The organism is Nocardia sp. NPDC056541 (assembly GCF_042794235.1).
Lineage (GTDB): Bacteria > Actinomycetota > Actinomycetes > Mycobacteriales > Mycobacteriaceae > Nocardia.
The window spans coordinates 1-22,304 of sequence record NZ_JBHTUD010000018.1 but is presented as its reverse complement, the minus strand read 5'-3'; the positions used below and the strand labels follow the sequence as shown (position 1 = coordinate 22,304).

Sequence of the window (22,304 nt, the reverse complement as noted above, 5' to 3'; positions counted from 1 at the left end):
CAAAGGCCGCCGTCCGAATCGGACGGCGGCCTTTGTCGTGTGACTAGCGCGGCACCGGGATGGGGATCGGTGGCAGGCGCGGAATCTGCGGCAGCCCCGGAATCACCGGTGCCGGCGCGGCGGGCGGGGGAGTCGTCGGCGCGGGCACCCGGACGGTGCCGTCACTGATGTAGATCGTGACCACCGAGCCCGGAATGGCCGAGCCGTTCGGCGAACTGCCCATCACCGTGCCCTTGGCCTGCGAACCGGCGCCCGTCACCGCGGAGACCTGGAAGCCGGCGCCGGACAGGATCGAGGTGGCCTCGCCCTGCGACTTGCCCGCCACATCGGGGACCTGGGAGTTGTTCGCGCCGCGGACGTACTTGTCGTCCACCGGCGGCAGGCCCGGCGGCGGGAACCGGTCCATCAACGGCTTGATGGCGTTGAACCAGGTGCGGGCCGGTTCGTTACCACCGAACAGGCCGGAGGCATCGCTGGCGCCGCAGTTGCGCAGCGGGAACGAGCAGATCTCGCCGGGGGTCGGGCTGTCGCCGTAGACGTAGACCGACGAAGCCAGCGCGTTGGTGAAGCCGAGGAACGCCGAGGAGCGGTGGCTCTCGGTGGTGCCCGTCTTACCCGACATCGGTGCCGACCACCCGGCCGCGCGCGCGGCGCCCGCGGCGGTACCGCTGACGTCGTCCTTGCTCATCGCGTTGGCGAGGGTGTTGGCCAGACCCGGGTCGACCACCTGCTCACAGGCTTGCTGGGTGAGCGGAACGGTCTTGCCGCTGCGGTCGACGACCTCCTTGATCGGCGAGGGCGGGCACCACTTGCCGCCCGAGCCGAGCGTGGCGGCCACGTTCGTCAGTTCGAGCGGGTTGATCGCGAACGGGCCGAGGGTGAACGAGCCCATGTTGTTGTTCTTGATGTGGTCGGCCAGGCTCGAGTTGCCGTGCCCGGAGGTGCCGGGGTTGGTGTAGGACCGCATGCCCAGGCGCACGGCCATGTCCACCGCGGCCGAGACGCCCACGTCCTGGATCATCTTCACGAAGGTGGTGTTGGGCGAGGTCGCCAGCGCGTCGGTCACCGACATCGACCCCGGGTAGTTGCCCGCGTTCTTGACACACCACGAGTCGGCCGGGCAGCCCGGCGAGTTCGAGTAGCCCATGCCCCTGGCGGCGTAGGTGCCGGGGACGTCCACCTGGGCGGCGATGCCGAGGCCCTTCTCCATCGCGGCGGCGGTGGTGAAGAGCTTGAAGATCGAGCCCGCGCCGTCACCGGCCATCGAGTACGGCTGGCCCAGCAGCGTCTCGTTGGCGTCGCGGTTGAGGCCGTACGTGCGGCTCGACGCCATCGCGAGGACGGGGTGCGAATCCTGACCGGGCGCGACCACCGACATCACCTCGGCGATGTTGTCGAGGTCGGGGTTGGCCTGCTCGTTCACCGAACGCTTCACCGATTCCTGCAGCACCGGATCGAGTGTGGTCTTGATCAGGTAGCCGCCCTTGTCGATCTGCTCGCGACTGATCCCGGCCTCGGCCAGGTACTGCAGCGCGTAGTCGCAGAAGAAGCCCTTGTCGTTGGCGGAGATGCACCCGCGCGGCAGGCCCTTGGGTTCGGGCAGCACGCCGAGCGGTTCGGCCTTGGCCTTGCGGAACTCCTCGGCGCGGTGCGGGATGTTCTGGATCAGCGTGTCGAGCACGGTGTTGCGGCGGTCGGTGACGCCGGCCACGTTGGTGTAGGGGTTCAGCTTGGAGCTGGACTGCACCATGCCCGCCAGCATCGCCGACTGGGTGATGCTGAGCTGGGACGCGTCGATACCGAAGTAGGTCTGCGCGGCGTCCTGGATGCCGTAGGAACCGTTGCCGAAGGGCACCAGGTTCAGGTAGCGGGTGAGGATCTCGTCCTTGGACAGTTCGCGGTCCAGCGTGAGCGCCATCCGGATCTCGCGCAGCTTGCGCGCCGGTGTCGTCTCGATCGCGGCGCGGCGTTCGGCGTCGGTCTTGGCGACCACGAGCAGGTTGAAGTTCTTCACGTACTGCTGGTCCAGGGTCGACGCGCCCTGCTGCACGGCACCGGAGGAGGTGTTGGTGAGGAACGCGCGCAGCGTGCCCTGCCAGTCCACGCCCTTGTGGTCGGAGAAGCGCTTGTCCTCGATGGACACGATCGCCAGCTTCATGTTGTTGGAGATCTTGTCGCTCGGTACTTCGAAGCGGCGTTGCTCGTAGAGCCACGCCAGCGGCGACCCGTTCGCGTCGACCATCGTCGACACGGCGGGGACCGTGCCCTCCACCAGTTCGGCGGAGACATTGTCGACGGCGTCGGCGGCGCGGTTGGAGATGAATCCGAATCCACCGGCCAAGGGGAACAACAGCCCAGCGACAAGCACGGCGGCCAGCGCGCAGCTGCCGGCCAGCCTCGCGAGCGTTTGAGTGATCGGCACGATCCCAGACTAGAGGGTGGGGTGGTGAGGTTCACGGCTGTGCTGCTCGACGGGGAATGTCCGGGCGGTGCCAGGGGGGTTGCTCGGGCGTGTCAACAAAATGATCACATCGGCGTGTCGCGACCGGCCACGCCGGTGATCAGCACTACTGCGCGGTTCTGGCCCGATTTGAATGGACGCCCGTACCAAAAAATCGGGGGGCGGTCTTGCGTAACCGCCATACCTTTACCTAGATTGAGAACCCAGTGTGATAGAGCTAACACTCAAAGTGGAATGTGGTGCGGGACGCAGCGGTAGTTGGGTTGCTGTGATCCGCGCTCGCGATTCTGGAGCGCCGCACAACGGTGTTCGGACTGCAAAGGGGCACATCAAATGCACATCACAACCCCCATCGCTCGACTGGATGTAGAGCAGGCCGAGGCAAGGATCGCTTGGGTTGCCCAGGCGCGATGCAAGGAAGTGGACCCTGATCAGCTGTTCGTTCGCGGTGCGGCGCAGCGCAAGGCGGCAACGATCTGCCGTCACTGCCCAGTGCTGATGCAGTGTGGTGCCGACGCTCTCGACAATCGCGTCGAGTTCGGTGTGTGGGGCGGGATGACCGAGCGGCAGCGGCGTGCGCTGCTCAAACAGCATCCCGACGTGACGTCGTGGGCTGAATTCTTCAACGCCCAGCGTCAGCACCAGGTAGCTATCTAGCAGACGAGACCGGACCGTTATCACAAACGGCGCCGAGACCGCGTGGTTTGCGGAATCGGCGCCGTTGGTGAGTGTTACCGGATTGTGAGCTATAGCGGATTTGTCTGAATCGATCAGGCCGAAGCCGGGGTACCGGTCAGCTGATCGCCGACGGCGCGCAGTGCTTCGAGATCCGAGACCTCGAAGGGCAGCGCGGTCACCGAGACGATCTTCACCCGCGGGTGCGCACCGGTGAAGCGGTGCAGCAGCCGCCGCTCCCGCGCCGCCGTCGACACCCGATCGGCGTGGATGCGCAGCACCGACGCGGTCAGCGGGTTCGAATCAGCCAGCTGGTCGGCGGCAGTCAGCGCGTGGTCGCCCGACAGCTCCGACAACGCGGGATGGGTCCGGTTCAGCACCAGACCGGCCAGCGGCATCTTCTCGGTCGACAGCCGGTCGACGAAGAACGACGCCTCGCGCAACGCGTCCGGCTCGGGCGCGGCGACCACCAGGAAGTGGGTACCGGGCTTGGACAGCATCGCGAAGGTGCGCTCGGCCCGGTCCTGGAACCCACCGAACAGCGATTCCAGCGATTGCAGGAACGTCGAGGCATCCTTGAGCATCTGCCCGCCGACAATCGTCGACACCCCGCGCATCGCCAGGCTCATCGCCCCCGTGACGATCCGGCCGACACCGCGTCCCGGCGCCATGATCAACCGGATCATCTTGCCGTTGAGGAAGGTGCCGAGCCGCTTGGGCGCGTCGAGGAAATCGAGCGCGTTGCGAGACGGGGGAGTGTCGACCACGATCAGGTCCCACTCCTTGCGCGCGGCCAGCTGGCCGAGCTTCTCCATCGCCATGTACTCCTGCGTGCCGCCGAACGACGACGCCACCGTCTGATAGATCGGGTTGGCGAAGATCTGCTCGGCCTTGTCCGCGCTGGTGTGCTCGAGCACCATGTCGTCGAAGGTGCGGCGCATGTTCAGCATCATCGCGTGCAGTTCACCGGGCACCTCGGGACCCAGCTCCACGCGCTGCGGGGTGTTGTCCAGTTCGGCCACGCCCAGCGACTGCGCCAGCCTGCGCGCCGGATCGATGGTCAGCACCACCACCTTGCGACCCGATTCGGCCGCTCGCAGCGCGATCGAGGCCGCGGTGGTGGTCTTGCCGACGCCGCCGGACCCGCAGCACACGATCACGCGGGCACTCGGGTCGGCGATGATCTGCGAGACATCCAGCGCGGGCGGGGTGGAAACGTGCTCGCTCATCGGACTCCCTGCGCGGATAGCTGTTCGGCCAGTTCGTACAGGCCACCCAGGTCGATGCCGTCGCCGAGGGCGGGCAGGGACAGCTGGGGGACGTCGATCTGCGCCAGTTCGGCGGCACTCGCGTTCTGCGCGGTCAGCACGATCGCATGGTCGACCGTTTCGGCGATCAGGCCGTCGAAGTCCGATTCGGACAGGGTGATGCCTGCCTTCGCCAGGTCGGCGGCGACCGCGGCGGTGTCGAGTTCGCCCGCCACGGCCGTGTCGCGCTGAGCCGGGGTGAGTTCGGCGGTGGCCGCCCGGTTGACGATCACCGTGCCGATCCGCAGATCGTCGGCGGTGAGCTCGGCGATCGCGTCGGCGGTCTCCTGCACCGGCAGCGCCTCGAGCAGCGTCACCAGGTGGATCATCGTCTGATCGGAATGCAGCAGGTTGGACACGCCCTCGGCCTGCGAGGCGATCGGACCGCCCTTGGCGATCTCGGCCATGGCCGTGGTGACATCGAGGAAGCCGGCGATCCGGCCGGTCGGCGGCGCGTCGACGACGATGTCGTCATAGGCGGGTTTGCCGTCCTTGCCGACCCTGACCACACACTCTTTGATCTTGCCGGTGAGGATCACGTCGCGCAGACCGGGCGCGATCGTGGTGACGAACTCGATGGCGCCCATCCGGCGCATCGCCCGCCCCGCGAAGCCGAGGTTGTAGAACATGTCGAGGTACTCGAGGAACGCGTACTCGATGTCCAGAGCCAGTGCCGTCACCTCGCCACCGCCGTCGGCGCTGGCGATATGGGTCTCGGTGGGCGGCAACGGTGGCCGATCGAACAACTGCGCGATGGACTGGCGACTCTCGACCTCGACCAGCAGCACTTTGCGTCCCCCTGCGGCGAGCGCGAGTGCGAGTGCGGCCGAAACGGTCGACTTGCCGGTGCCTCCCTTGCCGGTCACGTAGTGCAAGCGGGCCTTGGCCGCGCGCTGTGGCCATCCGGTCGACGGTTCGGGAACCGACGAAACCGGCTCTGCTGTTGGTGCTCCCACGCCGCCGAGCCTATAACCCGTTTCGCCCAGGCGTTCGGGGTGAGCCCTAAACTCACACCATGAGTGAAGTCACCCTGTGGGAGTACGCGACCGTGCCGCTGTTGACGCACGCGACCAAGCAGATCCTCGACCAGTGGGGGTCCGACGGCTGGGAGCTGGTCTCGGTGCTGCCCGGACCGACCGGCGAACAGCACGTCGCCTACCTGAAGCGGCAGAAGTAGCCGTGGCCACCGCGTGGAAGGACGCGCTCGACCGGCTCGGTGTCACGCTGCCGCCGGTCGCCGCTCCTGTCGCGGCCTACATTCCCGCCGTGCGCACCGGTTCGCTGGTGTACACCTCCGGCCAGCTGCCCTTCGTCGACGGTGAATTGTCGGCGGTCGGCAAGGTCGGGGCGGAGGTGGATGTGGAGCAGGCCAAGGAGGCCGCCCGGCTGTGCGCGTTGAACGCGCTCGCGGCCGTGCACGACCTGGTCGGGCTCGACCAGGTGGTGCGGATCGTGAAGGTCGTCGGATTCGTCGCCTCGGCGCCCGGATTCAGCGATCAGCCGATCGTGATCAACGGTGCGTCGGAGTTCCTCGGTGAGGTGTTCGGCGAGGCGGGCGTGCACGCGCGCTCGGCCGTCGGCGTCTCGGAACTGCCCAAGAACACGCCCGTCGAGGTGGAATTGATCGTCGAGGTCGGATAGGCAGCCGTCATGGCACTGGAACATCCCGCGTACAGCCAGGTCAGGCCGGTCACTGCGACGGCATCGGTACTACTGGCCGACAACCCCAATCAAATGACGCTCGACGGCACCAACACCTGGCTGCTGCGTGGCCCGGACAGCGATTCCTACGTGGTCGTCGATCCGGGACCGAAGGACAAGAAACACACCGCCGACATCGTCGAGGCCACCGGCGGCCGGATCGCGTTGACGCTGATCACCCATCACCACCACGATCACACCGGCGGCATCGATCACCTGGTGAAAGCCACCGGGACGCCGGTGCGATCGGTGGACCCGGCGTATCTGCGTGGCGCGGTCGTGCCGCTGGTGGACGGCGAGGTGATCGAGGCCGCCGGCCTGCGGATCACGGTGCTCGGTACGCCGGGACACACCACCGATTCGGTGAGCCTGCTGCTCGACGACGCGGTGCTCACCGGTGACACGGTCCTCGGCCGCGGCACCACGGTGCTCGAATCCGCGCCGGGCGCGCTGGCGAACTTCCTCGCGTCGCTGGAAAAGCTGCGTGAGCTGGGCGCGGGTAAGGCATTGCTGCCCGCGCACGGGCCCGACCACCCCGATGCTGCGCCGGTGGCGCAGTACTACCTCGACCACCGGCGTGAGCGGCTCGACCAGGTGCGGGCCGCGCTGGTCGAACTGGGTCCCGGCGCGGGCGCTCTCGCGGTGGTCCGCAAGGTGTACGCCGACGTGGACAAACGGCTGTGGCCCGCCGCGCGCAGTTCCGTGCAGGCACAGCTGGAATACCTGCGGGCCGAACAGAACTGAAGACCGGTCGATCGCCGACGCGCTTGCCGTGTCGGCGATCGAGTGATGTCCGGCGGACAACGGCCGATGTCCCGGCACAACGAAACCGCGGTGGTGTGGACGAGGCCCTCTCCTCGTGAGCCCACACGCATCAACGGTCCCGTCATACCGGGACGGCAGGTGTTCGAACGTCAGCGAGCGCGACGTGCCAGACGCTCGGAATCCGAGATCAGCACGCTCTTGCCCTCGAGGCGCAACCATCCGCGATGAGCGAAGTCGGCGAGCGCCTTGTTGACGGTTTCCCGGGAAGCACCGACCAGCTGGGCGATCTCTTCCTGGGTCAGGTCGTGGGTCACGCGCAGCGCGCCCGCTTCCTGGGTGCCGAAGCGCTGTGCGAGTTGCAGCAGCGCCTTGGCGACGCGACCTGGCACGTCGGTGAAGATCAGGTCGGCGAGGTTGTTGTTGGTGCGGCGAAGGCGTCGTGCCAGCACGCGCAGCAGCTGCTCAGCGATCTCAGGGCGCTGATCGATCCACGACTTGAGTGCGTCGCGGTCCATCGTCACGGCGCGGACCTCGGTGACCGTGGTTGCGGTCGAGGTACGCGGGCCCGGGTCGAAGATCGACAGTTCACCGAACATGTCGGACGGACCCATGATGGTCAGCAGGTTCTCCCTGCCGTCCGGGGACCGCCGGCCGATCTTCACCTTGCCCGTCGTGATGATGTACAGCCGATCGCCGGGTTCGCCCTCGTTGAAGATGACGTGGCCGCGCGGAAAATCTACGGGCTGCAGCTGCTTGGCGAGCGCGGCCACCGCGGTGGGCTCGACGCCTTGGAAGATGCCTGCTCTGGCGAGGGCCTCGTCCACGAATGTGCTCCTTATGGGATATGGCTTGCGAACCTGGTCGAGCGAATCGACCAACCGCGCAGTCTACGCGGCATTCCGGCACCGCAGTGACAGACACCACGTAAAGAGTGGATTGCGCGTTGAGAATCGATCGTTTAGCTCGCCCGTGCGACATCCAATTCGGAGGTACGGGAACGGCGCTTGCGCACGCGCGCCACGGCGGCGGGCAGGCCGAGCTTCGTCAGCTCTTTCACTTCGGCGTTGCTGGCGTTGTCCAGGTACTGCTGAACCTCTTCGTCGGGTTCGAGAAGCTTTCGGAGCCGATTCTCGACCCGCTCCATCCCCAGCGCGAACAGCATCAACAGCACTGGGAAGAGCACCACAGCGAGTCCTTGCATGACTGGCAGTAAACACGGTCCAGGTCTCAGATGGAACACAGCGGGCAAACTGGCCGGGCAATGTTGTCGTAGTGGTTCCGTATGGTGAAGCGGTGCCCGTTTCCCCTGCCCCCGCCGCCGCCGGCGATGCCGATCCGGCAGCGGATTCGGCCGCCGTACCCACCGGCATCTCGGCCGCTCGCAAACGCAAGAACCGTGCGATAGCTGCGGAAACGCGGATCGGACTGGTCCGGCGCGCCCGCCGGATGAACCGCACGCTCGCCGCGGCGTTCCCCGACGCGCACTGCGAGCTCGACTTCACCACTCCGCTGGAACTGGCTGTCGCGACGATCCTGTCCGCCCAGTGCACCGACGTCCGGGTGAACCTCACCACTCCCGCCCTGTTCGCGAAGTACCGCAGTGCCTACGACTACGCGCAGGCCAACCGGGTGGAGCTGGAGGAATACATCAGGCCCACCGGCTTCTACCGGAACAAGACCAGTTCGCTGATCGGCCTCGGCCAGGCGCTGGTCGAAAAATACGACGGTGAATTGCCTCACACTCTGGACGAATTGGTGAAATTGCCCGGGATCGGGCGCAAGACGGCCAACGTCATCCTCGGCAACGCGTTCGATGTGCCCGGTATCACCGTCGACACCCATTTCGGCCGGTTGGTGCGTCGCTGGAAGTGGACCGACGAGGAGGATCCGGTCAAGGTCGAGCACGCGGTCGGCGCGCTGTTCGAGCGCAAGGACTGGACCATGCTCTCGCACCGGGTGATCTTCGAGGGGCGTCGGGTGTGCCATGCGCGCAAGCCGGCCTGCGGCGCGTGCATGCTCGCCGGCGACTGCCCGTCGTTCGGGCTCGGCCCCACCGACCCGGCGGTGGCCGCGGAGTTGGTGAAGGGCCCGGAGCGCGATCACCTGCTGAACATGGTCGGCCTGTGAGCGAAGCCTCGCTGCTACGGCGGCCCGCTGTGCGCTGGGTGCTCGCCGCGGTGATCCTGGTGGTCGCCGCCACGGTGGCGCTGTGGCCGCGTGAGGGTTCGCAGACCACCGGCGTCGTTGCGCAGACATCGCAACAGACATCGGGCGTGTCGGCCGAGGAACGAGCGGCGGCGGGGTCCCAACCCTGCCCGTCGCCCGCGTCCGCGTCCGCGTCGGGGCCGCTGGCCGGTCTCCAGGTGAGCTGTCTGGCGGACGGCACGCCCGTCGATCTCGCCGCGGCGCTCGCCGGAAAGCCCGCGCTGCTCAACCTGTGGGCCTACTGGTGTGGACCCTGCGCCACCGAGTTGCCGCATCTACAGGAGTTCGCGCAGCGGGCGGGCTCGGCACTCACGGTCATGACCGTGCACAGCGATCCCGACGAGGCGAAGGCACTGTCTCGGCTGACCGGACTCGGCATCACCCTGCCCGGCGTCGAGGATCCGCAGGCCGCCGTGCGCAGTGCGGTCGGTGCGCCCGCGGTGCTGCCCGTCTCGGTGCTCGTGCGGGCCGACGGCACCATCGCGAGCGTGGAGGTGCGTACGTTTGCCGACGTGGCCGACATCGCGGATACGGTATCCGCGAAGCTCGGGGTCACGGTATGACAGAGGACGTAACAGTGGCGTGTGGATCGAAGGCGATGGCGTGAACGATGTAGCGAGGCTCGACGATTCCGGCGTTCCCTCGTGGTTGCGCACCGCGATCAGATCCGGCGGCCCCGACGCCGACGACACGCTCGCTACTTCCCGCGCCCTGCGCCGGGCCATGTCGATCACCGGCAGGCCACGCCAGGCCGCTGTTCTCGTGCTGTTCGGCGGCTCGCCCGACGCCGATGAGTCGGTGCCAGGGGGCCTGCCCGCCGACGCCGACGTCCTGCTCACTCAGCGTGCCTCGACCATGCGCCAGCACCGCGGCCAGATCGCGTTCCCCGGCGGCGCCGAGGATCCCGGCGACGACGGCCCGGTCGGCACCGCCCTGCGCGAAGCCGCGGAGGAGACCGGACTCGACCCGGCCGGTGTGCAGCCGTTCGCGCTGCTGCCGAAACTGTTCGTTCCGCCGTCGAAATTCGACGTGACCCCGGTGCTCGGCTACTGGCGAGCACCCAGCGCGGTCCGCGTCGTCGATCAGGGCGAAACCGAGCGTGTCGTGCGTGTGCCGCTCACCGAATTGCTCGATCCGGCACACAGATTCATGGTGCGTGGCAGTCTCGGCTACCAGAGCCCCGCGTTCCAGGTCGACGGCATGCTGGTGTGGGGACTCACCGGCGGTATTCTCGCCGGCATCATCAAATCCGCTGGCTGGGAACGAAACTGGGATCGGGGCGACGTGCGTGACCTGGAGAGCTCGCTGGCTGCGGTCGGAATGACCCTGTGACCGCCTCGGTATGGCTCGACATCGCGGTGGTACTGATCGCGCTGGTCGCGGCGTCCACCGGCTGGCGGCAGGGCGCGGTGGCGTCGGCGCTGGCGTTCTTCGGCGTCGCGCTGGGCGCGGTCGCGGGCATTCTGATCGCACCGCACATCCTCAAGCACCTCAGTGAGGGTCGCAGCCGGGTACTCGGCGGCATCCTGCTGATCGTGCTGCTGGTGATCGTCGGTGAGGTGGCGGGCATGGTGCTCGGCCGGGCCGCGCGCACCAGCATCCGCCAACCGGTCGCCCGCAGCGTGGACAGTGTTGTCGGTGCGGTGTTGCAGGCGGTGACCGTGCTGGTCGCGGCCTGGCTGCTCGCGTTGCCGCTGGCCACCGCGTCCCAGCCCGCTGTCGCCGCCGCGATCAACGGGTCGAAGGTGCTCGCCGACGTCAATTCGGTCGCGCCGGACTGGTTGCGCAAGGTTCCCAACGAATTCTCCAAGCTGCTCGACACGTCGGGCTTGCCCGATGTGATCGGCCCGTTCGGCCGAGCGCCGATCGCCGCCGTCGAACCGCCGGATCCCTCGGTGCTGGCCAGCCCGGTTGCGGCGTCGCTGCAGCAGAGCGTGCTGCGCATCCGCGGCACCGCACCCAGTTGCCAGCGGGCGCTCGAAGGTTCCGGCTTCATCGTCGCGCCGGAACGCGTGATGACCAACGCGCACGTCGTGGCGGGCACCAACACCGTGTCGGTCGACACCGCGCGCGGTGCGCTCGACGCCACCGTGGTCCTGTTCGACCCGTCCAAGGACATCGCGGTCCTCGCCGTCCCCGGTCTGACCGCCCCCGTGCTGCCCCAGGCCCCTGAGCCCGCGAGTTCGGGCGAGAGCGCGATCGTGCTCGGTTACCCCGGTGGCGGCCCGTACACCGCCAGCGCGGCCCGTGTCCGCGAGACCCTCGACCTCACCGGCCCGACCATCCACCGCGACGGCACCGTCGAGCGTGAGGTCTACACGGTGCGCGGTCAGGTCCGCGCGGGCAACTCCGGCGGCCCGCTGGTCGACGCCGAGGGCCAGCTCCTCGGCGTGGTCTTCGGCGCGGCGGTCACCGACGACGACACCGGCTACGTCCTCACCTTGCACGAGGTCGCGTCCGAACTGGCCGCAGCCGCCCCGAGCAGCACCCCCGTCAACACGGGCGCCTGCGTACTGAGCTGATCACAGACCCATCTCGAGCGCGCCGACGCTCCGAAACTACGGCGAAACCAAGTCGTCGTGCGGCGGCGACCCGTTCACACCGTTCTGCTCGCGCCAGTGCGCGGTCAGCGCCTCGTTGACCCTGCTGGGGTTCTCCTGATGGGCGTAGTGCCCCGCACGCGGAATCGAGACCAGCGTCCGATGGGGTGATAACGACTCCCCGCGACGGAACGTGGCGTCGAGCAGATACGAGTCGTGCTCGCCGCGCAGCATCAGCACCGGGATGTCGATCGGGGTGCGCATCGTGGCCATGAACCGCTTACCGTCCGGTCGCCACTGACTGCGAAACGCCCAGCGCTGATACTCCAGCGCACTGTGCGCGGCCCCCGGTATCCGGATGGCATGCCGCATCCGCGACGCGGTCTCGACGAATTCCGCACTGCGCGACCAGGATTCACCGACCCGATCGTGCAGCAGGCGCTCCACCTCGGCGCCACCACGTCGGGTGAGCAGGTTTTCGGGATAGCGCGGCAGCTGATACCGCAGGAAATCGGGCAGCCAGGTCGCCCGTTGGGCCGGATCGCGCAGCACGGCGCTCTTGAGCGCGGCGGGATGCGGCGAGCTGACCAGCGCGATCGAGCGGACCAGTCGCGGATGCAGCACCGCGGTGGCCCAGCAGACCAGTCCGCCTTCGGCGTGGCCGACGAGCGTGGCCTCGGTGTGCCCGAGCGCCCGGACCAGGCCAGCGATGTCGCCTGCGAGGGTCCAGCCGTCGTAGCCACGCGGTGGTTTGTCGGTATCGCCGTAGCCGCGCAGGTCGACGGCGACAGTGCGATACCCGTGGCCGGCCAGCGCGGTCAGCTGATGCCGCCACGACCACCAGAAATCGGCGAAACCGTGCAGCAGCAGCACCAGGGGCGCCTCGGGGCGGTCCGCACCGTCGGGTTCGGCGACAACTGCTTCGACGACGTGGAAGCGGATTCCGTTGGCGTGCACGTCCCGGTGGGTCCACGGTCCGTCGAAACGGACGCTGGAGGGATCCGGGAATGAATTGGACGACACGCCGATCGAGCCTAGTGGGCGGGTCCGGCTGTTGCGACCGGGCCCGCCCGGCGCGTCATCGGTTGCTCGACTTCTCCAGCGACGTGGCGCCCGCACCACTGGATCCGATGGCCGCGTGCGCGTCGGCCGCGTCGCGGTGGGTGAACGCGGCGGGCAGCACCTCGGCGGCCTGCTTGAGCGAACCGATCGTCTTCTCCGGCGCGCGCACCTTCCGTACCTTGAGCCAGCCGAGCAAGGCCAGCAGGACAGTGGTGAGCACCATCAGCAGGAACACGATCAGGAACGCGGCCCAGCGCCACAGCCACATGTCGAGCAGCTCGGCGAGGAAGAAGAAGAAAAAGAACGAGCTGAACAGCAGCACTGTCAGCGCGAGGATGAAGAAGACGCTGCCGGTGAGGCCCTTCTTGATCTCACCGGTGACCTCGGCCTTGGCCAGCGCCACCTCGGCGCGCACCAGTGTCGACATCTGCTCGGTGGCATCGCGCACGAGGCTGCCGATGCTCGCCGATCCGGGCGGATTGGCGTCGGTCAACGGGATCGAAGTGACCGTCCGACCGTCATTTCCGCCTTGGGTGTAACTCACTTCGTCGACCCTTCTCCCTGTGGTAACTGGTCTGCATCGCGGCGCGCCTGGTGCACACGTCCTCGGCGCAACAGTAGCGCCGATCCGATCAGCGATGCTGCCATCGAGGTCACCAGAACGGCGGCCTTGGCAAGATCGATGGCATCGTCGCCGACGTCGGCGAGCGCGAGTTCCGCCACGAGAAGGCTAACGGTGAACCCGATCGCGCCGAGTACCGACAGGGCGAACATGTCGCGATACTCCAGTCCGGCTGGGCGTTTCGCCCAGCCGAGTTTGATAACGACCCAGCTCACACCGAAGATTCCGATGGTTTTGCCGAGCAAGAGCCCGAGGATGATCGCCAGCGCGAGCCGGTCGGTGAACAGTGATCCGAACACCGCGCCGTCGAGCGGCACACCGGAGGCGAACAGCGCGAACACCGGTACGCAGAAGCCGGCCGAGATCGGTTGCACCACATGCTCGAGGTGCGTCGCGGGCGCGATCTTCTCGCCGGGATCCTTGCGGACCCTGGTGAGCAACCCGAGTGCGACGCCGGCCAGCGTCGGATGGATGCCCGCCTCGTGCAGCGCGTACCAGCACACGAGCGCGACCGGAATATAGAACAGCGGCGTGTGCAGGCGCAGCTTCTGGGCCAGTGCCCACACTCCGCAGCAGGCGAAGGCGGCGGCCAGCCACAGCAGCGACAGCGAGGCGGTGAACAGCACCGCGATGAGAACGATGGCGAGCAGATCGTCGACCACGGCCAGGCTCAGCAGGAACACCCGCGCACTGGTGGGGATCCGCGAACCGGTCATCGCCAGGATCGCGAGCGCGAAGGCGATATCGGTGGCGACGGGAATGGCCCAGCCCTTGTCCATGCCGGGTACGCCGTGGCCCACCACCAGCGCGATCACGGCCGGGGTGATCACACCGCCTACCGCGGCGACGACCGGCAGCGCGGCCCGCTTCGGGTCGCGTAGCTCGCCGACGGCGAACTCGCGTTTGAGCTCGAGCCCGGCCACGAAGAAGAAGATCGCGAGCAGACCGTCCTTGGACCAGTCGGCCAGGGTGAGGTCGAGGTGCAGTGCGGGAATGTCGAGGTGGGTGTCGATCATCGTCTGGTAGCTCGCGCCCCACGGCGAGTTCACCCAGATCAGGGCTACCGCGGCGGCCACGAGCAGCAGCGCACCGCCGACGGTTTCGGTGCGGAGATAGCGGGTGAGCTCGGAGCGGACGCGCGTGATCAAGGGCAAGCCTTCCGGCAGAGGTCGACGGAACTGCGGGCGCTCATCGACTCGGATTCACGACCGCATGCCGACCAGACTTCCCGGCACACCTTTACTCGATCCTAACGGACCCGGCCGGTGACATCTGAGGTCACCGGCCGGTGCGCGTCAGTTGCTCCCGGTGCGAATGGCCTCGAAAACGCCCGGATCGACCAGCGTGGAGGTGTCGCCGAGCTCGCGCCCTTCGGCGACATCGCGCAGCAGCCTGCGCATGATCTTGCCGCTGCGGGTCTTGGGCAGTTCCGGCACGATGTGGATTTCGCGTGGCCGCGCGATCGGGCTGATCTCCTTGGACACCTGCGCCTTCAGCTCGGCGACCAGTTCGGGCCCGGCCGATGCCGCGGCCTCGCCGGTGAGGATCGTGAACGCGACGATCCCCTGCCCGGTGGTCGCGTCGGTGGCGCCGACCACCGCCGCTTCGGCGACGGCTGGATGCCCCACCAGCGCGGACTCGACCTCGGCGGTGGAGATGCGGTGTCCGGAGACGTTCATGACGTCGTCGACCCGGCCGAGCACCCACAGGTCGCCGTCGGCGTCGAGCTTGGCCCCGTCGCCCGCGAAGTACCATCCCTGCTCGGCGTAGCGCTCCCAGTAGGTGGCGCGGTAGCGATCCATATCGCCCCAGATGCCGCGCAGCATCGACGGCCACGGCTTGTCCAGCACGAGGTACCCGTTGGCCTCGGTTTCGCCGAGTTGCACCGGTTTGCCCTCTTCGTCGACGACCGTCGCGGAGATGCCGGGCAGCGGGCCCATCGCGGCGCCCGGTTTGGCCGCGGTGACGCCGGGCAGTGGCGCGATCATGATGGCGCCGGTCTCGGTCTGCCACCAGGTGTCGACGATGGGAGTCTTGTTCGCGCCGAAGACTTCCCGGTACCAGCGCCAGGCTTCGGGGTTGATGGGTTCGCCGACGGAGCCGAGCAGTCGCAGGGTGCTCAGGTCGTGGGCGTCGGGGATCTCCCGACCCCATTTCATGAAGGTGCGGATCAGGGTGGGTGCGGTGTAGTAGATGGTGACGCCGTACTTCTCGATGATCTGGAAGTGGCGGTGTTCGTCGGGGGAGTTGGGGGTGCCTTCGTAGACGACCTGGGTGGCGCGGTTGGCGAGGGGGCCGTAGACGATGTAGCTGTGTCCGGTGACCCAGCCGATGTCGGCGGTGCACCAGTAGACGTCGTCTCCGGCTTTGTGGTCGAAGACGTTGTGGTGGGTGTAGGCGGTTTGGGTGAGGTATCCGCCGGTGGTGTGCAGGATGCCCTTGGGTTTTCCGGTGGTGCCGGAGGTGTAGAGGATGAACAGCGGGTGTTCGGCGGGGAAGGGCTGCGCATCGTGGGAAGGTGAAGCGGCGGCGACGGTTTCGTGCCACCACAGATCGCGACCGTCGGTCCACGGCACCTCCGTGCCGACCCGGCGCACCACGAGCACGTGCTCCACCGACGACGGCACGTCGCCCTTGGCGGCCAGCGCCTCGTCGACGGCCTCCTTGAGCGGTGCGGGCTTGCCGCGCCGCCACTGTCCGTCGGTGGTGATGATCAGTCGGGCCTCGGCGTCGTCGACCCGCTGGCGCAGCGCGCTCGGCGAGAAGCCCGCGAACACCACCGAGTGCGTGAGTCCCAGCCGCGCGCACGCCAGCATCGACACGATCGCCTCGGGCACCATCGGCATGTAGATCGCGACGCGATCGCCTGCCTCCAGTCCGAGCTCGGTCAGATAGTTCGCCGCTCGCGAGACCTCCTCCAGCAGTTCGCGGTAGGTGATGTCGCGCGAGTCGCCGGGTTCGCCTTCCCAGTGGATAGCGACCTGATCGCCGTGTCCGTCGATGACGTGGCGGTCGACGCAGTTGTAGGCGACGTTGAGCTCGCCGTCGCCGAACCAGCGCGCGACCGGCGCGTCGGTCCAGTCGAGTACTTCGGTGAAGGGTTTGTGCCAGTGCAGCCGGTTGGCTTGTTCGGCCCAGAAGCCGTCGCGGTCGGTCTCGCCACGGTCGTAGAGCGTGGCGTCCGCATTGGCGGCGGCGGCGAATTCCGCACTGGGCGGAAACGAGTCCTGGTGTCCTGCAGCAGTTTCGGTCACGTCGGTTCAGCCTCACATGCCTGGTGCGGTCGGGTCGGTCGCCGGGGTGCGGCCCGGCTGTCTAGACAGTAGCCAACTGACCCGCGACGGCGTGTCCCGTTGTCGTGACGATGTTTCGCGGCGGTCAATAGGGCTAGTTCATCCGATGACTTCGCCGGACAGACCGGACGGTCGCGAGCTATCGTTTTTACTCAACGGTTCAGCTGAGCGTTCCCGATATTTGTTCATATTTTTCTGCCGAGAGCGAGGGGCTCGGCAATTTTTCCTGCGTTTCCAGCGAGTAACCGTACTGATACATGTGAACTGAAAATGGCTCGGATCGCTGAAAAATCCAGCCGGAGCCGCTAACCTCCGACCGTTAGCCACGGAATTGAACCGGGAGAGAGCGTTGAGATTCATCAGAGCGACCGCGCTGGTCGCGGCGGGACTGGCGGCCACAAGCCTCGGTCTCACCGCGTGCTCGTCCGACGACAGTGCTGATTCGAGCATCGTCACCACCAATGCGGGCGAGCCGCAGAATCCGTTGGTGCCCAGCAATACCAACGAGAACATGGGCGGCCGCGTCGTCGACCGTTTGTTCGCCGGGCTGAAGTACTACGACGCCAGCGGTGAGGCCCACGACGAGGTGGCCGAGAAGATCGAGACGGCTGATCGGAAGTCGTACAAGATCACTATCAAGCCGAATTGGAAGTTCACCGACGGCACCACGGTCACCGCGAAATCGTTCGTCGACGCGTGGAACTACGGCGCACTCGCCGACAACGCGCAGCTGCAGAGCTACGTGTACAGCCCGATTGCCGGGTTCGACGAGGTGAGTGCCGAGAATCCCACCGTCAAGACGATGTCGGGCTTGAAGGTTGTCGACGACCGAACCTTCACCGTCGAGTTGAAGTCGCCCTCGATCGACTTCGAGAGCGCGCTCGGCTACGCGCCGTTCTATCCGCTGCCCGATGCCGCTTTCAAGGATATGAAGGCGTTCGGTGAGAAGCCGATCGGCAACGGTCCCTACGCGTTCGGTTCGTGGGAACACAACGTGAAGATCGATCTCACGCCCAACCCGGACTATCCCGGTGGCCGCCCGGCCATGAACAAGGGCCTGCGATTCGTGATGTACCAGTCCTACGACACCGCGTACGCGGATCTGCAGGCCGGAAATCTCGACACACTCGACACCATTCCCGACAGCGCGATCACCACGTACGAGAGCGATCTCGGCGACCGTGCCATCACCAAGCCGACCGCGCAGAACCAGCACATCGGCATCCAGACCACCGTGCCGCATTTCGGTGGCGAGGAAGGCATTCTGCGTCGCAAGGCCATCTCGATGGCGATCAACCGCCCGCAGATCATCGACAAGATCTTCAACGGCACGCGCACGCCGTCGCGCGACTTCACCGCCGCGACCCTGCCCGGCTACGACGCGAACCTGCCGGGTGCGGAAGTGTTCGATTACAACCCCGACCAGGCCAAGAAACTGTGGGCGCAGGCCGACGCGATGTCGCCGTGGTCGGGTCAGTACCAGATCACCTACAACAGCGACGGCGGCCACCAGGCCTGGATCGAAGCTGTCGCCAACAGCGTGAAGAACACCCTCGGTATCGACGCGGTCGCCAACCCGATGCCGACGTTCAAGAACATTCGCGACGCGGTGAACGCCAAGACGATCGGTACCGCGTTCCGCTATGGCTGGCAGGGCGACTACCCCACGATGATGCAGTTCCTCAGTTCGCAGTACTACAGCTTCTCCGAGACCAACAACGTCAACTACAACAATCCCGAGGTGGACCGGCTGTTCAACGCCGCCCTCGCCGCCCCGACACAGGCGGATTCCTACAAGCTGATCGCGCAAGCGCAGGCGATCATGATCAAGGAGATGGCGGACATCCCAGTGTTCGACTACGTCGCCAACGCGGGCCGCTCGGACAAGGTCACCAAGGCCGAGCTCACCTGGAACGGCCTGTTCGACTTCGAGAACATCGAGAAATAGAACTCGACAGCTGGGCCGGGCCACTGCGAAGTGGCTCGGCCCCGGTCGTTTTCGGAGGAAACGATGGCTTGGTACGTAGTTCGGCGTCTGCTCCAGATGATCCCGGTATTCCTGGGCGCGACGCTGCTCATCTATGCAATGGTCTTTCTGATTCCGGGTGACCCGATCAAGGCGCTGGCCGGCGAGAAACAGCTGACGCCGGCCGCCGAGGCGGTACTGCGCGCCCGGTATCACCTCGATCAGCCTTTCATCGTGCAGTACCTGCATTATTTGAAGGGAATTCTGACTTTAGATTTCGGCACCTCGTTCTCGGGCAGACCGGTCCGCGAAGAACTCGAACGCGCCTTCCCGATCACCATCAGGCTGGCGTTTCTCGCCGTGTTCATCGAAGGTCTTTTCGGCATTTTGTTCGGCATGATCGCCGGGTTGCGAAAGGGCAAGCTCTTCGATTCGACCATGCTCATCGCGAGCCTGGTGATCATCGCGCTGCCGGTGTTTGTCGTCGGTTATCTCGCGCAATTCTTTCTGGGTGTGAAATGGGGGATCGCCCCGGTTACTGTCACGGGTAAAGCGAGCCTGAGCGAGTTGATCGTTCCCGCGTTCGTGCTCGGCTCGCTGTCGTTCGCCTATGTACTGCGGCTGACCCGAAACTCGGTGGCGGAGAACAAATCCGCCGACTTCGTTCGCACGGCGACGGCCAAAGGGCTCGGGCGCCGACGCGTGGTGAGCGTGCACATTCTGCGGAATTCGATGATCCCGGTCGTCACCTTTCTCGGTGCCGATTTCGGCGCGTTGATGGCGGGTGCGATCGTCACCGAGGGCATCTTCAACATTCCCGGCGTCGGCGGCACCATGTACCAGGCGATCATCCGCGGCGAGCCACCTACGGTGGTGTCGTTCGTGACGGTGCTGGTGGTGGTGTTCCTGATCGTCAACCTCGTGATCGACCTGCTCTACGCCGCACTGGACCCGAGGATCCGCTATGCATGACAAGCAACAGCATTTCGTGGCCCCCGCCGACGAGGTGGAGGTGCTCGCCACCGACCGTGTCCTGGACCAGGGCACCCCGACCAGCATCTGGGGCGACGCGTGGCGGCGACTGCGCCGAAACCCCGTGTTCCTGGTCTCGGTGGTGTTGATCGTGTTCGTCATGCTCGTGGTGGTGTGGCCGTCGCTGTTCACCAGCCAGGACCCGCGGTTGTGCCTGGGGGAGTTCGGCATGGACGGCCCGCGCGAGGGTCATCCGTTCGGCTTCGACAAGCAGGGTTGTGATGTCTACGCCCGCACCGTCTACGGCGCGCGTGCGTCGGTGAGCGTCGGCATCGCATCGGCGATGCTGTTCCTGCTGGTAGGTGGCATCCTCGGCGCGATTTCCGGTTTCTACGGTGGGCTGCTCGACACGATCGTCTCGCGCATCGCCGAGATCTTCTACGCCATTCCGATGGTGCTGGCCGCGATCGTGCTGCTGCAGCTGCTGCGGCCCGCGGGGATCATGACGGTCGTCGCGATCCTGGTGGCCTTCACCTGGCCGCAGGCCGCGCGCATCACGCGTGGCGCGGTGATCGAGGCCAAGAACAGCGAATATGTCACCGCCGCGAAGGCGCTGGGCGTGTCGCGTCTGGGCACGCTGATGAAACACGTGCTGCCCAACTCGGCGAGTCCGCTGATCGTGGTCGCCACCATCTGGCTCGGCGTCTTCATCGTCACCGAGGCGACGCTGTCCTATCTCGGCGTCGGTCTGCCGCCGAGCATCGTGTCCTGGGGCGCCGATATCGACCGCGCCAAGACCGAGATCCGTACCTCGCCGATCCTGTTCTATCCGGCGACCGCGCTGGCCATCACCGTGCTGAGCTTCATCATGCTCGGCGACGCGGTGCGCGACGCGCTCGATCCGAAGGAGCGCACCCGATGAGCCTCGACAAATCCGCGCCCGAGCCCCTGCTCGAAATCCGGGACCTGGACGTCGGTTTCACCTCCGACGGCAAGGAGATCCCCGCCGTCCGCGGCGTGAGCCTCACCGTCTACCCCGGGCAAACCGTCGCCATCGTCGGCGAATCCGGCTCGGGCAAGTCCACCACCGCGCACGCCATCATCAACCTGCTGCCCGGCACCGGCAGGGTCACCGGCGGTTCGATCCTGTTCGACGGCAAGGACCTGACGAAAGCGTCGGAGAAGGAGATCGTCGCCATCCGCGGCAACGGCATCGGCCTGGTTCCACAGGACCCGATGTCGAACCTGAACCCGGTGTGGAAGATCGGCTTCCAGATCCGGGAAACCCTGGTGGCCAACGGTATCGCCACCGGCGCCGCGGCCCGCGAACGCGCGGTGGAACTGCTGGCCGAGGCGGGTATGTCCGATGCCGAACGCCGCGTGAACCAGTACCCGCACGAGTTCTCCGGTGGTATGCGCCAGCGCGCGCTCATCGCGATCGGCCTGTCGTGCAGGCCGAAACTGCTGATCGCCGACGAGCCGACCTCGGCGCTCGACGTCACGGTGCAACGCCAGATCCTCGGCCATCTCGAACAGCTCACCACCGAGCTGGGGACCGCGGTGCTGCTGATCACCCACGACCTCGGCCTCGCCGCGGAACGGGCCGAGCACCTGGTGGTGATGTATCGCGGCAAGGTGGTGGAATCCGGCCCCGCACTGCAGATTCTGCGCGATCCGCAGCATGCGTACACCAAGAAGCTGGTGAACTCGGCGCCGTCGCTGGCGGCATCGCGGATGTCGTCGTCGCGGCAGCGGGCCGAAGTGCGCGCGCAGGCTGTCGAAGTGGCTGTCGCCGAGAAGGCATCCGACGCAGTGCCCGACACCGTGCTCGATGTGCGAAACCTGTCCAAGGCGTTCAAGATTCGGGGCAAGCGGCCGTGGCTGTCCACGGACTTGGTGGCCGTCGACGAGGTGAGTTTCACGGTCTGTCGCGGCACCACCACCGCGATCGTCGGTGAGTCGGGATCCGGCAAGTCGACCATCGCGCAGATGGTGCTCGGCCTGCTCGAACCGACGTCGGGCACCGTGGAGTTCGACGGCAAGGACGTCGCGAAGCTCGACAGCAAGGGCGCGTTCGCCTTCCGGCGGCGGGTGCAGCCGATCTTCCAGAATCCCTACGGCTCGCTCGATCCGATGTACTCGATCTTCCGCACGATCGAGGAACCGCTGCGGGTGCACAAGATCGGTACTCCCGCCGAGCGCGAAGCGGTGGTGCGTGACCTGCTCGACAAGGTGTCGCTGCCTGCGTCGGTGCTGCGGCGCTATCCCAACGAGTTGTCGGGCGGGCAACGTCAGCGGGTGGCGATCGCCCGCGCGCTGGCCCTCTCGCCCGAGATGGTGGTCTGCGACGAGGCGGTCTCGGCGCTGGACGTCCTGGTCCAGGCTCAGATCCTCACCTTGCTCAACGACCTCCAGGCCGAACTGGGGCTGACGTATTTGTTCATCACTCACGACCTGGCGGTTGTTCGGCAGATCGCGGACAACGTGTTGGTCATGCGCGAGGGGAAGGTGGTGGAGGCGGCCACAACGGACGAGGTGTTCGCATCTGCGCGCGAGGAGTACACACGGGCATTGCTCGAGGCGATTCCTGGTCGCGAGCTGCTCACGGGGTAAGGGTGCCGGCCGGGCTCCCGAAACCCTTCGAGAGCCCGGCTCATCGGCGTAGCGTGGATTCGTCCGAGGTGGTGCGGTGTGGATCGCGGGGTTGGAGACGCCGGTGGATCGAATCGATGCTG

The 22,304-nt window shown here is 66.7% G+C and carries 21 protein-coding genes; 12 read left to right on the top strand and 9 right to left on the bottom strand.

The annotated features are described in order from the left end of the window. Positions 1–43: 43 nt before the first annotated feature. Complete coding sequence (locus tag ACFQ9R_RS27330; protein ID WP_378994326.1) at positions 44–2,422, bottom strand: penicillin-binding protein; 2,379 nt, start codon at positions 2,420–2,422, stop codon at positions 44–46. Positions 2,423–2,794: 372 nt separating this feature from the next. On the opposite strand from ACFQ9R_RS27330, the gene ACFQ9R_RS27325 reads away from it, so the two are divergent. After that, a complete protein-coding gene (locus tag ACFQ9R_RS27325) occupies positions 2,795–3,118 on the top strand; it encodes a WhiB family transcriptional regulator (RefSeq protein ID WP_056821932.1) in 324 nt (107 codons plus the stop codon). Positions 3,119–3,231: 113 nt separating this feature from the next. Here the strand turns inward: ACFQ9R_RS27325 and ACFQ9R_RS27320 are convergent, their stop codons facing one another. Together ACFQ9R_RS27320 and ACFQ9R_RS27315 are read right to left on the bottom strand one after the other, a co-directional pair. Further along, the gene (locus ACFQ9R_RS27320) at positions 3,232–4,365 is read right to left on the bottom strand and encodes an ArsA family ATPase (protein WP_378994324.1); all 1,134 of its coding nucleotides are present in this window, start codon (positions 4,363–4,365) and stop codon (positions 3,232–3,234) included. Next, positions 4,362–5,399, bottom strand: a complete 1,038-nt coding sequence (locus ACFQ9R_RS27315) for an ArsA family ATPase (protein ID WP_378994322.1) — start codon at positions 5,397–5,399, stop codon at positions 4,362–4,364. Before ACFQ9R_RS27315 ends, ACFQ9R_RS27320 begins: the two co-directional genes overlap by 4 nt. Before the next feature lie 59 nt (positions 5,400–5,458). On the opposite strand from ACFQ9R_RS27315, the gene ACFQ9R_RS27310 reads away from it, so the two are divergent. From ACFQ9R_RS27310 to ACFQ9R_RS27300, 3 genes are read left to right on the top strand one after another with little or no spacing between them, the layout of a single operon-like run. Beyond that, positions 5,459–5,620 carry a DUF4177 domain-containing protein gene (locus ACFQ9R_RS27310; protein WP_101464811.1) on the top strand — a complete coding sequence of 54 codons (162 nt, stop codon included), beginning with the start codon at positions 5,459–5,461 and terminating at the stop codon, positions 5,618–5,620. A 2-nt stretch (positions 5,621–5,622) separates the two neighbouring features. Then, positions 5,623–6,084 carry a RidA family protein gene (locus tag ACFQ9R_RS27305; protein WP_211300352.1) on the top strand — a complete coding sequence of 154 codons (462 nt, stop codon included), beginning with the start codon at positions 5,623–5,625 and terminating at the stop codon, positions 6,082–6,084. 9 nt (positions 6,085–6,093) lie between these two features. Beyond that, complete coding sequence (locus tag ACFQ9R_RS27300) at positions 6,094–6,888, top strand: MBL fold metallo-hydrolase (RefSeq protein ID WP_378994320.1); 795 nt, start codon at positions 6,094–6,096, stop codon at positions 6,886–6,888. Between the two features lie 170 nt (positions 6,889–7,058). Here ACFQ9R_RS27300 and ACFQ9R_RS27295 read toward each other — a convergent pair whose 3' ends face one another. Then, the gene (locus ACFQ9R_RS27295) at positions 7,059–7,733 is read right to left on the bottom strand and encodes a Crp/Fnr family transcriptional regulator (RefSeq protein ID WP_040703546.1); all 675 of its coding nucleotides are present in this window, start codon (positions 7,731–7,733) and stop codon (positions 7,059–7,061) included. Positions 7,734–7,867: 134 nt separating this feature from the next. Then, positions 7,868–8,110, bottom strand: a complete 243-nt coding sequence (locus ACFQ9R_RS27290; RefSeq protein ID WP_056821920.1) for a hypothetical protein — start codon at positions 8,108–8,110, stop codon at positions 7,868–7,870. A gap of 167 nt (positions 8,111–8,277) precedes the next feature. On the opposite strand from ACFQ9R_RS27290, the gene nth reads away from it, so the two are divergent. Genes nth through ACFQ9R_RS27270 form a run of 4 tightly spaced genes read left to right on the top strand, consistent with a single transcriptional unit; the run spans position 8,278 to position 11,636 of the window. Further along, positions 8,278–9,036, top strand: coding sequence for an endonuclease III (nth, locus tag ACFQ9R_RS27285; RefSeq protein WP_378994498.1), 759 nt, complete (start codon positions 8,278–8,280; stop codon positions 9,034–9,036). After that, complete coding sequence (locus ACFQ9R_RS27280; protein ID WP_378994318.1) at positions 9,033–9,677, top strand: TlpA family protein disulfide reductase; 645 nt, start codon at positions 9,033–9,035, stop codon at positions 9,675–9,677. Before nth ends, ACFQ9R_RS27280 begins: the two co-directional genes overlap by 4 nt. A gap of 40 nt (positions 9,678–9,717) precedes the next feature. Continuing rightward, positions 9,718–10,446 carry an NUDIX hydrolase gene (locus ACFQ9R_RS27275; protein WP_378638735.1) on the top strand — a complete coding sequence of 243 codons (729 nt, stop codon included), beginning with the start codon at positions 9,718–9,720 and terminating at the stop codon, positions 10,444–10,446. Beyond that, entirely contained in the window at positions 10,443–11,636 is a 1,194-nt protein-coding gene (locus ACFQ9R_RS27270; RefSeq protein WP_378638738.1) for a MarP family serine protease, read from the top strand. The genes ACFQ9R_RS27275 and ACFQ9R_RS27270 overlap by 4 nt, the downstream gene beginning before the upstream one ends. 36 nt (positions 11,637–11,672) lie before the next feature. Here the strand turns inward: ACFQ9R_RS27270 and ACFQ9R_RS27265 are convergent, their stop codons facing one another. The 4 genes from ACFQ9R_RS27265 to acs all read right to left on the bottom strand — a co-directional run bounded on the left by ACFQ9R_RS27265 (position 11,673) and on the right by acs (position 16,592). After that, positions 11,673–12,677 carry an alpha/beta fold hydrolase gene (locus ACFQ9R_RS27265; RefSeq protein ID WP_378994316.1) on the bottom strand — a complete coding sequence of 335 codons (1,005 nt, stop codon included), beginning with the start codon at positions 12,675–12,677 and terminating at the stop codon, positions 11,673–11,675. Between the two features lie 55 nt (positions 12,678–12,732). Next, entirely contained in the window at positions 12,733–13,260 is a 528-nt protein-coding gene (locus ACFQ9R_RS27260) for a phage holin family protein (RefSeq protein WP_378638743.1), read from the bottom strand. Beyond that, positions 13,257–14,486 (bottom strand): Na+/H+ antiporter NhaA, encoded by a 1,230-nt coding sequence (gene nhaA, locus ACFQ9R_RS27255; protein WP_378994314.1) that lies wholly within the window; start codon positions 14,484–14,486, stop codon positions 13,257–13,259. The genes ACFQ9R_RS27260 and nhaA overlap by 4 nt, the downstream gene beginning before the upstream one ends. A gap of 147 nt (positions 14,487–14,633) precedes the next feature. After that, entirely contained in the window at positions 14,634–16,592 is a 1,959-nt protein-coding gene (acs, locus tag ACFQ9R_RS27250; protein ID WP_378994312.1) for an acetate--CoA ligase, read from the bottom strand. A gap of 388 nt (positions 16,593–16,980) precedes the next feature. Here acs and ACFQ9R_RS27245 point away from each other — a divergent pair, with 388 nt between their 5' ends. From ACFQ9R_RS27245 to ACFQ9R_RS27230, 4 genes are all read left to right on the top strand, one after another. Then, positions 16,981–18,579, top strand: a complete 1,599-nt coding sequence (locus ACFQ9R_RS27245; protein ID WP_378994310.1) for an ABC transporter substrate-binding protein — start codon at positions 16,981–16,983, stop codon at positions 18,577–18,579. A gap of 63 nt (positions 18,580–18,642) precedes the next feature. Next, positions 18,643–19,569 (top strand): ABC transporter permease, encoded by a 927-nt coding sequence (locus tag ACFQ9R_RS27240; RefSeq protein WP_378994308.1) that lies wholly within the window; start codon positions 18,643–18,645, stop codon positions 19,567–19,569. After that, the gene (locus tag ACFQ9R_RS27235) at positions 19,562–20,491 is read left to right on the top strand and encodes an ABC transporter permease (RefSeq protein ID WP_378994305.1); all 930 of its coding nucleotides are present in this window, start codon (positions 19,562–19,564) and stop codon (positions 20,489–20,491) included. The genes ACFQ9R_RS27240 and ACFQ9R_RS27235 overlap by 8 nt, the downstream gene beginning before the upstream one ends. Next, the gene (locus ACFQ9R_RS27230) at positions 20,488–22,182 is read left to right on the top strand and encodes an ABC transporter ATP-binding protein (protein WP_378994303.1); all 1,695 of its coding nucleotides are present in this window, start codon (positions 20,488–20,490) and stop codon (positions 22,180–22,182) included. The genes ACFQ9R_RS27235 and ACFQ9R_RS27230 overlap by 4 nt, the downstream gene beginning before the upstream one ends. Positions 22,183–22,304 lie beyond the last annotated feature (122 nt).